This window comes from Bacillus mesophilus (genome assembly GCF_011008845.1).
In the GTDB taxonomy this organism is placed as follows: domain Bacteria; phylum Bacillota; class Bacilli; order Bacillales; family SA4; genus Bacillus_BS; species Bacillus_BS mesophilus.
The window spans coordinates 399,434-412,760 of the sequence record NZ_JAAIWM010000003.1 but is presented as its reverse complement, the minus strand read 5'-3'; the positions used below and the strand labels follow the sequence as shown (position 1 = coordinate 412,760).

Here is a 13,327-nt window from a genome sequence, read left to right as displayed (position 1 = left end):
CATGAATTCTCCTTTACAAAAAAACAACTCAACCATCGATATTAAAACAAATAAACAATCTATGACGACTAAGAAGCTTGTTGGTCGAATCATTAGCTACTCTCTACTAATCTTAGTGACCATCCTTATGGTAGGACCATTTCTATGGCTCTTATCAACATCACTAAAATCGGGTAGCGAAAACATTTTCCAATATCCACCACAATTTATACCAGAAAAAATTACCCTACAAAACTATGTAGAAGTGATGAAGGCATTTCCGTTCTGGACATATTTAAAGAACAGTACCATTGTGGCATTTTTAACTGTTGTTCTGAACATCATCTTCTGTTCTCTAGCTGCTTATCCGCTTGCTAGAATGCAATTCAGAGGAAAAAATATAGTGTTCTTGTTAATCATTAGTACGATGATGATTCCGTTTCAGCTATTAATGATTCCAATCTACCTACTTTCATTAGATTTAGGTCTTCAAAATACGTATGCAGGATTAGTACTTCCGCATGCAACGACAGCTTTTGGGATCTTCTTGATGCGTCAAGCATTCTTAACCATTCCTTATGAGCTAGATGAATCAGCTCGAATGGACGGAGCGAATGCTTGGCAAATTTGGTGGAGAATTTTAATGCCACTTGTAAAACCTTCACTCGTGACTCTAGCGATTTTTACATTCGTTATGGCATGGGGAGATTTCCTATGGCCACTCATTATTTTAAATGACCAAACGATGTACACCTTACCACTTGGGTTAAATACATTAGCAGGAAGCTTCTCGAACAACTGGCGTTATATCGCAGCAGGATCGGTTATTTCAGTTTTACCAATCATCATTTTCTTTGCGATTCTTCAACGTCACTTTATTGAAGGAGCTATGAAGGGAGCGGTAAAAGGATAATGGAAAAGCAATACAAGTGCTATATCGTCTTTCAAACTCACTGGGATCGGGAATGGTACTTTCCATTTGAAGTGTTCCGCTATCGTTTTATTCATGTAATGGATCGTATTTTAAAAGGGCTAGACTCTAATGAGATCAAGCAGTTTGTGTTAGATGGACAAATGGCTGCGCTTGAAGATTATCTAGAAGTCTGTGAACATGCTAAAGCTGATCAAGTGAAAAATTATATCAAAGAGGACCGAATCATCATCGGTCCTTGGTATGTGTTAGCCGATGAATTTCTAGTTTCGGGAGAATCTCTGATTCGAAATATAGAGATTGGTCTAAAGCTAGCAAACCAATATGGAAAGCCGCAAAATGTCGGATACCTACCGGATACATTTGGGCATGTCAGTCAAATGCCACAGCTTCTAAAAGGCTTCAATATCAACAATACGATTCTTTGGCGTGGAATCAAGCCAGAGCAGTCAGAATTTAAGTGGAAAGCTCCAGACGGATCAGAAATACTGACCGTCTTTTTACCAGAGGGCTATTATCAGCCGCTATTAAATGAAGATGATTATATTAGTAAAATGAAAGATTATGTTGAAAAGATAAAGCCTTATGCAACAACGGATGCTCTTTTACTAACAAATGGTGGAGACCATCTGATGCCAGTTTTTCATCATATGAAGGAACGCATTGAAGAACTAAATGAAGCTATTGAACATACTGAATTTATCCAATCTAGTTATGAAAACTACATAAACTCTATAGAAGAAAAAGCTCAAAATCTATCAGTCTATGAAGGCGAAATGAGATCGAATGAGCACATCTATGTGTTGCCAAATGTCCTATCAACACGTGTGTATTTAAAGCAGCAAAATCAGAAAATGGAAGATGAACTTGTTGGCTATACAGAGCCACTACTCGCTTTAGCTTCCTTAAAAAGTGATGCATTCCCACATGTATTCCTAGAGGATTCCTGGAAGCTGCTGCTTCAAAATCATCCACATGATAGCATTTGTGGCTGTAGTGTGGATGAAGTTCATGACGAGATGGAGACAAGAACAGAAAAGCTATCTCAACGCTTATATATGCTGCAACAGGATGCTCTATTAAAGCTCGGAATCGCAGATCCAGCTGCAACAGGGACAGCTGCTAGAAAGCCTTTTTCCGATGATGAGCAATTTGTCGTATTTAATCCTCATCTAACTCCCTACAATGGTTGGGTGAAGGGGAAACTATTTTTACACGAAGAAAAGGAGTTTGTCCTAAAAGACCTCAAGGGTAACACGTATCAGCCTGTGATTTTAAATAGCTATAAAGGTAGAAAATTCGAATCACCACTTGATGCTTTCCCTGACTTTAAGCACGGGACGTACTATGAAGTAGCAATTCAAGTAGAAAAGCTACCGGCTTTTTCTCTAACTGGTTTTAGTGTTGTAAAAGGTCAGACTTTAGTGATCGCGAGCTCTGAAAGTTCAACAATCGAAAACGAATTTGTCAAAGTTAATGTAGAGGAAACGGGTGTGCTTACTGTTTCTCATAAAAACTCGGGCAAGGAGTATAATGGCTTTCTGCAAATGTACAGTTCCCTTGATGCAGGCGATGAATATAACTATTCACCACCAGTCAATGATATCCTCACGTTTGCTAAGTTAGTTGGGAAACCTAAAGTTGAAAAGAATCCATCTTATCAACGATTAAAATATCAAGTGGAACTTAAGTTACCAGCTAGTTTAAACGATGATCGAACAGGTGCTTCAAGTGACACCGTAACAAATAAAGCAACTATTACTATGGAGTTATTTACTGGAGACTCTAAAGTTTATACTCACCTAAAGCTCGAAAACAAAGCGAAGGATCAGCGTTTACGCATGAAGTTTCCGCTCAGCACAACGATTTCAACCTCCTATAGTGATACTGCCTTTGATGTGGTAAAACGTGAAGCGAAGAAGGAAGAGCAATTTGATGCTCCTAAACAAAAGGAAGTACCAGTTGTCGTAGAACCTAGCACCTCCTTTATCAAAGCAGAAAATTTTGCTTTCTATCATAGAGGCTTACAAGAATACCAAATCACCGCTAACGATGAGGTAGAAGTAACTCTACTTAGAAGTGTAGGGTGGCTTTCAAGAGATGACTTGCGAACTCGGGGTGGTGGAGCAGGTCCAAACATGGCAACACCAAAGGGTCAATGCATCGGGACTTATGAGTATGACTTTGCATTTGATTTTGAAGATAAGGCTATTCCTGAAATCGTTAAAAGTGCTCATCAATTTCGCGTGCCACCTCGTTTTTATACGGGGCATGTAAACGATTTGTCACTACAGAATATCATTGAAATCAATTCTGACGTGATTCAATGGAGCTCCGTGAAAGTGAACGAAGGAAAACTAGTGGTTCGATTATACAATCCGATCCATCAACCTGAGATGGTTACATTCTCTAGCAGTAGGGAAATGGTGACGATTAATAAGGTGAATTTCAATGGAGATCTCCTTCAGAAGCTGAATTCTTTTGAAGCTAGAATAAATGGAAAAGAAATTGCAACATACGAAATTACTTTTAATAAAGGAGAGCAGTAACATGATTCGAAAAATTGCTCTTTTACCCGTTGATGCCAGACCTGTAACGCGAGAACTTCCTTGCCAGCTAGCGAAAATTGGCGGCTGGGAGGTTCTTGTTCCAGGTGTTGAAACACTAGGTTTCTTGAAAAAGCCTGCAGACATTGATTCCTTACAAAAGTGGTTAGTGGATGTAGCTCCAGAAGTGGATGGAATCGTATTATCCACTGATATGCTTGGATATGGAGGACTTGTACCATCACGGATCAGTGTTGATTCTGAAGAAATCATCCAACAAAGACTAACAATTATTAAACGTATTAAAGCAAACGACCCTGAGAAGAAAATCATGCTCTTCAGTGCAACGATGCGTATTTCTAATAACAATGTGAACGAAGAAGAAAAAGAGTATTGGAAGGATTATGGTGAATTAATCTGGGCGTACTCTTATAACAAACATAAGTTTGAGAAAACAGGTCTTGAAGAAGCTAGGATGAAGCGAGATGAAGCAGAACTAAAGATTCCAAGTGATATTCTAGAAGACTATATCCAAACGAGGGAACGTAATTTTGCGATAAGTACATCATTGCTAGATTTATTAGAGCAAGGAATCGTCGATACGATCGTATATCCTCAGGATGACACGGCAGAGTATGGGCTGAACATTTCGGAACAAGAGCAGCTGGCTAGCCTCGTTCATGAAAGAGGACTTCGTGACAAGGTGTATATCTATCCAGGAGCAGATGAAGTCGGAGCGGCTCTAGTGACCAAGATGATTTTTCAGCTAGAAGGGCTAAAGCCACCTGTATTTTTCCCATTTTATAGTGGTGAACGTGGGGCGCTCTCTTCAGCGATGTACGAGGACCGTCCGATTTGTGAATCTGTAAAAGGACAGATTCATGTGATTGGTGGCTACACAATAGATAATTCGCTTGAAGCGGACATTGTGTTAGCGGTAAATGTACCTGGCAAACGTCAAGGCGATCTTGCTCTTCAAAAGTTTTTAGAAGAAGTGAACACGCCAGATCGTAATGTTGGAGAATGGCTTCGTCGTGTTAGACATTATATCGAAAAAGGTAAACAGCTAGCCATTGCTGATCTTGCTTATGCGAATGGAGCAGATGAAAACATGCTACCTGACTTATTAGCATCAAGTCTGTTTTCACGCATATCAGGCTTCGGAGCTTGGAATACAGCTGGGAACACACTAGGTACTGTTGTTGCTCAGGCTTCTATGATCTATCTTCAACAAGAGAAGATGGCAACTTCAGAAGAGGATTCGGAAAGAGCCCTATTTGAACAATTATGTGTTCGTTTATTAGATGATTATCTCTATCAAAGTCATGTTCGTCAGATGATTCGAAAGGAAATCGCAGAGGTAGAATTGACTAGTCATGAACTTCTCGACATAGCGACCCGTCATTTTCACGAGCAGGTTGAAAAATTCCATTCTGTCTTAGATTTCCATCCTAAGTGGGAGATGATTCTTGAAGAGGTTTATCTACCATGGGATCGTACCTTTGAGATTGGTGTGAAACTATCTTCCAAAAGGAAGGTGCAAGTAAATGTCTAACACAAAGTATTCCATCGGAGTAGATTTAGGTGGGACGAATATCCGCGTAGCGCTTCTTTCTGAAGATGGTGTAATACAAAAAGTACGTAAGGAACCAACAGAGGCCAACCTTGGTCCTGGCCATGTGATTTATAAAATGAAGAGAATGATCGAAGAGGTAATGAGTGGGCAAAACGTAATTGGAATCGGCATTGGTTCCCCTGGTCCGCTTAATCCTTATACAGGTGTGATTTTAGATCCTCCTAATTTACCAGGCTGGAAGGATATCCCCCTTAAAGCACTTCTAGAGGAAAACTTCTGCATCCCGGTAATCGTTGAAAATGATGCAAATGCTGCAGCCTTAGCAGAAGCTCATCAAGGAGCGGGTAAGGGTCACTCCTCTGTTGTCTATATAACCTGGAGTACCGGAATTGGAGCGGGACTTGTGTTTAACGGGAAGGTCTTTCAAGGAGCGTTTGGAAATGCTGGGGAGATTGGGAATACGGTGTTGCGCTCTAGTGATGGAAGTTCAGTAGGTGTCCTGGAAAAACTCGCTTCAGGAACAGCTATTGGTATTCAAGGAAAAGAACTACTTGGACTAGAAGAAAACAACGCAGGGGCTGTTTTTCAATTAGCAGCTAGTGGAAATCAACAGGCGAAGACGATTATTGATGATGCGGTAAAGTATGTGGCAATGGCTGTTGCAAACTTAACGCTTACGTTAAACCCATCTGTGATTGTCATTGGTGGTGGAGTTATGCTTGGGAATCCAACATTATTGCATGAACTTACAGATATAGCTAAAACATATTTATACGAAAGTATGCAGAATCAGTTACTGATTAAAACAGCAGAACTAGAGGATGAAGCAGGCCTTATTGGGGCAGGATTACTTCCGTTTAACTAGCACGGAGGAAATGGAGGGATTTTTCGATGAACACATTAAAGGCTGACATAATCATTATTGGTGGAAGTATCGGTGGTACCATTGCGGCTCTCTCAGCTGCGAAGATGAACAAACATGTCATTTTAACAGAAGAAACAAAATGGATCGGTGGTCAGCTAACGAGCCAAGCCGTCCCACCAGATGAGCACCAATGGATTGAGTACTTTGGATGCACGGCAACCTACCGTGAATTTCGCAACAAAGTAAGAGAGTACTATAGACAGAATTATCCCATTACCGAAGAGGCTAGGAATAATAGTCGCTTAAATCCTGGTGATGGCTGGGTGAGTCGAATTTGTCATGAGCCAAGAGTGGCCTTAACCATTCTTCAGGATATGCTAGCTCCTTATGTAAGTAATGGCAAAGTGGTCATCTATACAGAGATGAAACCTGTTCATGCTGAGACTGATGGTGATTATGTCAAAAACGTTACGGTAAAAAACACGATCACAGGTAAAGAAATCAACTTAGTAGGAGACTATTTTCTAGATGCAACGGAATGTGGAGATGTCCTACCTCTTGCTGGGGTTGAATATGTAACCGGTGCCGAATCAAAAGCAGATACAGGTGAGCTTCATGCTCCATTAGAAGCAAGTCCGATGGATATGCAGCCGATTACCCATGTGCTGGCTTTAGAGTATATAGAGGGTGGGAATTTTGTTATTGAGAAGCCAGAAAGCTATGACTGGTGGCGTGCTTACAAGGCTCCATTTTTAGAGCATCAGCAATTAAGCTGGTATGCACCTGATGCAGACACTGGTGGTTCAAAGCCGTTTCGCATGTTTAACGATGATGAAGGATTAGGCTTATGGGAATACCGAAGAATCATTGATCCATCTCTATTTCAGTCTGGTTTCTATGAAGGAGATCTCTCCCTTATCAACTGGCCACAAAATGATTATTGGTTAGGTTCCATTATTGATGTAAGTGAGGAAGAAAAAGAAAAGCACATTGAAGGTGGAAAACAGTTAAGTTTGTCGTTGCTATATTGGCTTCAAACCGAAGCACCACGAGTAGATGGAGGAAAAGGCTACCCAGGACTACGTCTTCGTGGTGATGTACTTGGTACAGACGATGGTCTAGCGATGTATCCATACATTCGTGAATCTAGACGAATTAAAGCTCAGATTACAATAGTAGAAGGGTATATTAATGCAGACATTCGCGGTGATAAGGGCATCAAGCAATTTGCTGATTCAGTCGGAGTTGGCTGTTATCGAATCGATTTACATCCAACCATCGTGACCAATTCCTTTTTCTATGCGAAAAGCTTACCGTTTGAAATTCCTCTAGGGAGCTTATTGCCTGTTCGTGTGAAAAACCTATTACCTGCTTGTAAAAATATTGGTACGACTCACATTACAAATGGCTGCTACCGAGTTCATCCAGTGGAATGGAATATTGGGGAATCCGTTGGGTACCTAGCTTCTTTTGCAATCGATAAAGGAGTTCTACCACAGGAGGTTCGTGAAAATGAAAGCCTTCTTCAAGAATTTCAGACACTGTTACAAAAGCAGGGTATTGAACTTCGTTGGCCTGAGATTGGTGCAATCTAAATGAGTACGATTTTAGTAAAAGGCGGAAAGATCTATCAACCTGAAGGAATAGTAGAAAATGGGTCATTGTTAATAGAAGATGAGACAATCCGAGAGATTGGGTTAAATCTAGTTCAACAAGCAGATGAAATCATCGAGATTCCTGAAGACTATCATATCATCCCTGGAATCATAGACTTACATATTCACGGTGCGGCAGGGCATGATACGATGGATGCTACGTTTGAGGCATTACAGGGAATCAGTGCGTACCTTCCAAGTGAAGGCATAACGAGCTATCTTCCTACTACAATCACACAGAAAAATGAGGCAATTGAACAAGCGTTACAGAATGCTGCTACATATACTAACAATAGTGGTGCAGAGGTACTCGGCATTCACCTTGAAGGTCCATTTCTTTCGCCGAAAAGAGCGGGTGCACAGCCTCAGGAATATATGTGTGATACAGATATAGAACTGTTTCGTAAGTGGCAGGAGCTTTCTGGGAATACAATCAAAATGGTGACTCTAGCACCTGAGCAGGATCCAGACTTTCAACTGATACAATACATGAAAAAAACAGGGGTAATAGCTTCTATAGGCCATTCTGATGCGACGTATGAAGTATTCGCTGAAGCTGTGAAAAAAGGACTCTCTCATGCTACCCATTTTTACAATCAAATGAGAGAGATGCACCACCGAGAGCCCGGAGTAGTTGGAGGCGTGTACCTTCATGACGAGATCACAGCAGAATTAATTGTAGATGGCGTTCATGTTGCACCAGAGATGGTGAAGCTCACTGCCAAACTAAAGGATATAAACACACTCATTCTTATATCTGATGCAATGCGTGCGAAGGGATTAGAAGAGGGCGTGTATGAGCTAGGTGGTCAGAAGGTGTTTGTGGAGAACGGTGAAGCTCGCTTAGAGGATGGAACCCTTGCAGGCAGTATCCTTCGTATGGATGATGCCATCAAGAACATGATGTCCTATACAGGGTGTTCCCTTCAGGATGTTGTTAAAATGGCATCCTATAATCCAGCTAAGAGAATAGGAATTCTTGATAGAAAAGGAAGTCTAGAGACTGGACAAGATGCTGACTTTGTCATTTTAAATGAGCAGTTTGAAGTCGTCATGACATTTTGTAGAGGTACTTTAGCCTATCAACAGAAAAACTAAAGGAGGGATCCTTTATGAGAATGTTTGTAGAAAAATCAAAGCTAGAAATGAGTAAAAAGGCAGCTCAAATCATCATTGAAGAAGTGAAACGGAATCCTTCTATCACACTAGGACTCGCAACCGGCTCAACCCCAATCGAAACATATCAAAGACTTATAGAAGATCATCAACAAAACCAAACAACCTATAAGAACGTGAAATCCTTTAACCTTGATGAGTACGTCGGAATTTCCCGTCAGGATCAGAATAGTTATTACTCCTTTATGAGGAAGCACTTATTTAACTTTATCGACATTGAAGAAGGTAATACAAATATTCCAAATGGAATGACTACCGATAAGGAAGAAGAATGCAATCGCTATGAAAATTTCATCAAACAAAACGGTGGAATTGACCTACAAATCCTAGGGATTGGTCAAAATGGTCATATTGGTTTTAATGAACCGCATACCTCCTTTGAATCTCGTACTCATATCGTAGATTTAACAGAATCAACGAGAATAGCTAATTCTAGGTATTTTCAAAGCTTAGAGGACGTACCAAAACAGGCGATTACCATGGGGATTCAAACCATTATGGAGGCAAAGCAAATTCTCCTCTTAATTTCTGGAGAGAAAAAAGCACAGGCTTTGCATGAGTTACTTCATGGAGAAATACGAGAGGAAGTACCAGCAACCATTCTTAGAAATCATCCTAACCTGACGATTATCGCAGATGAGGATGCAATGGTAGTGTTGGGCAAGAGTGGAGTAGGTTTAGGCTGACAATAGTAGAGGAACCTAAAGTGAATTAGGTTCCTCTTTTACATAGGGATGTATAGAAAAATAAAGGAGTGATAGTATGTATCATCAACCTATCTTTCTTAAGCCTGTGTTTATGGATCGGATCTGGGGCGGAACTAAGCTGGGGGAAGAATATAACTATGAGATTCCAACTGAAACAACAGGTGAATGCTGGGGGATATCTGCACATCCCAACGGTCCCAGCGAAATTTTAAATGGACCTTTGCAAGGCAAAACATTAATAGAGGCGTGGCAAAACCACCGTGAGCTGTTTGCAAATCAAGATGGAGATGAATTTCCTCTATTAACAAAGATCTTAGATGCTAGGGATGACTTGTCTGTTCAAGTGCACCCTGATAATGTTTATGCAAAAGAGGTAGAGAACTATCCTTATGGAAAAACAGAATGCTGGTACATCATTGACTGTGAGGAAGATGCAGAAATAATCTTTGGTCACCATGCAGTGTCTAAAGAAGAGCTTCAAAGAATGGTTGAAAACGGCGAATGGAGTGAGTTGCTACGTCGTGTAAAGGTAAAGCCTGGCGATTTCTATTACATTCCAAGTGGAACCATCCATGCCATTGGTAAAGGGATCATGATTTTAGAAACACAACAAAGCTCAGACATAACCTATCGAGTCTATGATTATGACCGTACCGACGCTGAAGGAAACAAACGAGAATTACATATCACAAAATCAATAGACGTGACAACCATTCCGCACATAGAAACCAATTCGAAACCGATCCTATCTGTGGAACAAGGACTAACTAGTAAACAATTAATCAAAGAAGAAAACTTCACAGTATACCACTGTAAACTATCTGGAACTGTATCAAAAGAAACAAAAGAAAATTACTTCTTACACAGTGTCCTAAATGGAGAAGGTTCAATCGTAACAAGTGAAGGGGAGTTTACCTTTAAAAAAGGTGATCACTTTATAGTCCCCTCCACAGTTAAGGAGTACAGACTCATAGGGAATGCTGAATTCATTGTTTCAAGCCCTTGACCCTCTGGGACAAAGGGACAGGTCCCTTGTCCCTTGCTGCCTTAGGACACTGGACCACGGTGCCTGTCCCCGAGTCCCACCTCTCTCCTCATCTTCTCCAGCGCGTACCGCCTCCATGATTTGACTGTTTCAAGGCTGACTCCCTCTTCTTTTGCAATTGCCTTTGGCCCTTTGTCTTCAACGAACGTTTTGTACACCCAGGTCTTTTGGGCAAGTGTTAATCCGTTGCAATAGCAAGATAGAATCTCGATTTCAAGTGGGACTTCTGCTCTTTCGTCTACAATTACCTCCATGATCGCCTCGGACAAGATGGCCAGATGATCTTCCTCTTGTTTTGCTTTTTTCAGGCAGGTAAGAAGCTTTCCACGGATTGTTCTATAGGCAAATGTTCGAAACGATGCACCTTTACTTGGATCAAACCGGATGTACGCCTCCCATAAACCTATTAACCCTTCCTGATAATACTCTTCAAGGTTTTTATATATACACAAATCCTTGATCGCACTTTTTATAATCCAACTATCTTCCTCGACAATCCTTTCAAAACCTTTCAATTTGTAATCCTTCCAAAAAGCGCGCTTCTCTCAATTATTCCGCCGGTAGGATTATTTTAGTAGATTGCTAGATTGTTATCACATGGGCTTATTGTGAGTTTGGGGGAAGTGATATAGTCTAAACTAGTAGTTTCACCTAGGGAGAACTTAGAGTTTGGGAGAGGTAGGGAGTGGGGGATTGGTTGTATGCAAGTAATTAAATCATTACGATAGTTCTTCTAATCTTCTTCTTTTCGACATAGTGTAACAATTTTGTAATAATTTTCTGAAAATGTTACAAAGCTGTAACTCCACTTTTCTATTAAACTTGTTATAATAAATTTATGATTTTTCTGACAATTTAAAAACGTTACATAGGAGAAGTAAAAAATGAGAAAAATATTAATGCTATTAATCATGACTTTAACTGTGTTCACTATAACTATTCAACCTGATTCAGCTTCAGCAGCGAAAAAGAATAATAATCCCACTCAGCTTGTAAAGGTTGGTAAATCACTTGTCGGTACACCTTATCGTTTTGGTGGAACAACTAAAAAAGGCTTTGATTGTAGTGGGTTTATTGGGTATGTATTTAAAAGCAACGGGAAGACATCACCGAGAACAGCCGCTGATATGTGGAAAGCCGGGAAAAAGGTAAATAAACCAGCAATCGGAGATCTTGTATTCTTCCAGACGTATAAGAAGGGTCCATCTCATGTCGGGATTTATATTGGTAATAATAAATTTGTTCATGCAAGTTCTTCTAAGGGCGTTACTGTTACATCTATGAGTAATAGCTATTTTAAGAAGAGATATCTCGGTGCAAAACAATTATAATTAAGAAAAGTAACTTTACTTATAGTAGAGTTACTTTTTTTTATGTAGTAGTCACTATTCAATTTTAAAGCCAAGAACGTTCTAGAAAGTTCCCTTATTTTAAGGCCAACCTCTACCACACAACACCTTCCTTCACAAACATTATTTACACTCACCACTTGGGAAATACACCCCTCAAAACCCTCTATAATCCACTCTTTAATTCTATTACTTTCCCAATCATCTAAATCCTCACGCATCAATAGATTAACAGTGACTACAAATTAAGGAGGAAGTTATGAAAATCAAAAAAATTATTACCATGTCACTGGCACTCTCGCTTGCATTTGCTCCATTATTAAGTTCACCTGTTAGTGCAAAGGAAAAGGATTTTGAAAGAATTAAGATTCAAAGTGTAAAAATGGAAAAAAACAAGTTCAAAAGTGGAGAAGTGATTGTAAAATTTAAAGACAAGGTTATGGTTTCCGATGAAGCAAGCACTGTTCAAAGTGTGGAAGGTGAAGTGCTGCCAGATGGAAAAGTGAAGTCTGATTTTAAAGTACTAAAGGTAAAGGATGTTGAAAAGGCGATTGAGAAGTTAGAAAAGAACCCAAATGTTGAGTATGCTGAACCAAATTATGTTTTTACAAAATCATGGACACCAAATGATACTTACTATAATAACTATCAATATGGTATTAAAAATACTTATACAAACTTCGCTTGGGATGTAGCGAGAGGAAGCAGTAGCCAAGAGATCGCTGTTATTGACACGGGTGTTGATTATACGCATCCAGATCTAGATGGAAAGACAATTCGAGGCTATGATTTTGTCGATAATGATTATGATCCAATGGATTTAGATGGTCACGGTACTCATGTTGCTGGGATTGCTGCGGCAGAAACGAATAACGCGACAGGTATTGCTGGTACAGCTCCAAATACAAGAATTCTAGCAGTTCGTGTTCTAGATGAAAATGGAAGTGGTTCTTTAACAGATATTGCGGATAGTATTCGCTATGCAGCAGACGTTGGTGCGGAGGTTATTAACTTATCTCTTGGTTGTGATTGTTCAACAACGACTCTTCAAAATGCGGTTAACTATGCTTGGAACAAAGGGGTAGTTTTAGTTGCAGCTGCAGGAAATGATGGAGTAAGAACTACATTTGAGCCTGCTTCTTACTCAAATGTAATTGCAGTAGGAGCAGTTGACAGCTCAAATAGAAAAGCTTCTTTCTCTAACTATGGAACGTGGGTAGACGTAGTCGCTCCTGGAGTAGATATTGCTTCTACGTACCCAGGCAACCGTTATGTGTATTTATCCGGAACTTCAATGGCTTCTCCATATGTTGCAGGTCTAGCTGCACTTTTAAAAGGTCAAGGACGTTCCAATGTACAGGTACGTCAAGCAATTGAGTATACGGCTGATGCTGTATCTGGAACTGGCACGTATTCTAGTTATGGTAGAATTAATTCTAACGATGCAGTAAGATATTAAGGTTTAAAAAAAGACGAAAAAGGTCGGTTTTCACCGGCC

At 40.1% G+C, this 13,327-nt stretch carries 11 protein-coding genes; 10 read left to right on the top strand and 1 reads right to left on the bottom strand.

Annotated features, from left to right (window positions below; genetic code table 11):
• The first annotated feature begins 1 nt into the window (after position 1).
• The 8 genes from G4D63_RS11930 to manA all read left to right on the top strand — a co-directional run bounded on the left by G4D63_RS11930 (position 2) and on the right by manA (position 10,441).
• The gene (locus G4D63_RS11930) at positions 2–892 is read left to right on the top strand and encodes a carbohydrate ABC transporter permease (protein ID WP_239585949.1); all 891 of its coding nucleotides are present in this window, start codon (positions 2–4) and stop codon (positions 890–892) included.
• Positions 892–3,459 (top strand): alpha-mannosidase, encoded by a 2,568-nt coding sequence (locus G4D63_RS11925; protein ID WP_163179862.1) that lies wholly within the window; start codon positions 892–894, stop codon positions 3,457–3,459. The genes G4D63_RS11930 and G4D63_RS11925 overlap by 1 nt, the downstream gene beginning before the upstream one ends.
• A gap of 1 nt (position 3,460) precedes the next feature.
• Positions 3,461–5,011 (top strand): DUF4127 family protein, encoded by a 1,551-nt coding sequence (locus tag G4D63_RS11920; protein ID WP_163179861.1) that lies wholly within the window; start codon positions 3,461–3,463, stop codon positions 5,009–5,011.
• Positions 5,004–5,897: an ROK family protein gene (locus G4D63_RS11915; RefSeq protein ID WP_163179860.1), complete on the top strand. Its 894-nt coding sequence runs from the start codon at positions 5,004–5,006 to the stop codon at positions 5,895–5,897. The genes G4D63_RS11920 and G4D63_RS11915 overlap by 8 nt, the downstream gene beginning before the upstream one ends.
• Positions 5,898–5,923: 26 nt before the next feature.
• Positions 5,924–7,492, top strand: coding sequence for an FAD-dependent oxidoreductase (locus G4D63_RS11910; RefSeq protein WP_163179859.1), 1,569 nt, complete (start codon positions 5,924–5,926; stop codon positions 7,490–7,492).
• On the top strand, positions 7,493–8,650 hold the full coding sequence (gene nagA, locus G4D63_RS11905) for an N-acetylglucosamine-6-phosphate deacetylase (protein ID WP_163179858.1): 1,158 nt from the start codon (positions 7,493–7,495) through the stop codon (positions 8,648–8,650). It abuts the gene before it with no gap.
• A 14-nt stretch (positions 8,651–8,664) separates the two neighbouring features.
• Positions 8,665–9,414: a glucosamine-6-phosphate deaminase gene (gene nagB / locus G4D63_RS11900; protein WP_163179857.1), complete on the top strand. Its 750-nt coding sequence runs from the start codon at positions 8,665–8,667 to the stop codon at positions 9,412–9,414.
• A 76-nt stretch (positions 9,415–9,490) separates the two neighbouring features.
• A complete protein-coding gene (manA, locus tag G4D63_RS11895; RefSeq protein ID WP_163179856.1) occupies positions 9,491–10,441 on the top strand; it encodes a mannose-6-phosphate isomerase, class I in 951 nt (316 codons plus the stop codon).
• A 41-nt stretch (positions 10,442–10,482) separates the two neighbouring features.
• Here manA and G4D63_RS11890 read toward each other — a convergent pair whose 3' ends face one another.
• Positions 10,483–10,995 (bottom strand): sigma-70 family RNA polymerase sigma factor, encoded by a 513-nt coding sequence (locus G4D63_RS11890; protein WP_163179855.1) that lies wholly within the window; start codon positions 10,993–10,995, stop codon positions 10,483–10,485.
• Between the two features lie 369 nt (positions 10,996–11,364).
• On the opposite strand from G4D63_RS11890, the gene G4D63_RS11885 reads away from it, so the two are divergent.
• On the top strand, positions 11,365–11,811 hold the full coding sequence (locus G4D63_RS11885) for a C40 family peptidase (protein ID WP_163179854.1): 447 nt from the start codon (positions 11,365–11,367) through the stop codon (positions 11,809–11,811).
• A 277-nt stretch (positions 11,812–12,088) separates the two neighbouring features.
• Entirely contained in the window at positions 12,089–13,288 is a 1,200-nt protein-coding gene (locus tag G4D63_RS11880; RefSeq protein WP_163179853.1) for a S8 family peptidase, read from the top strand.
• Positions 13,289–13,327 lie beyond the last annotated feature (39 nt).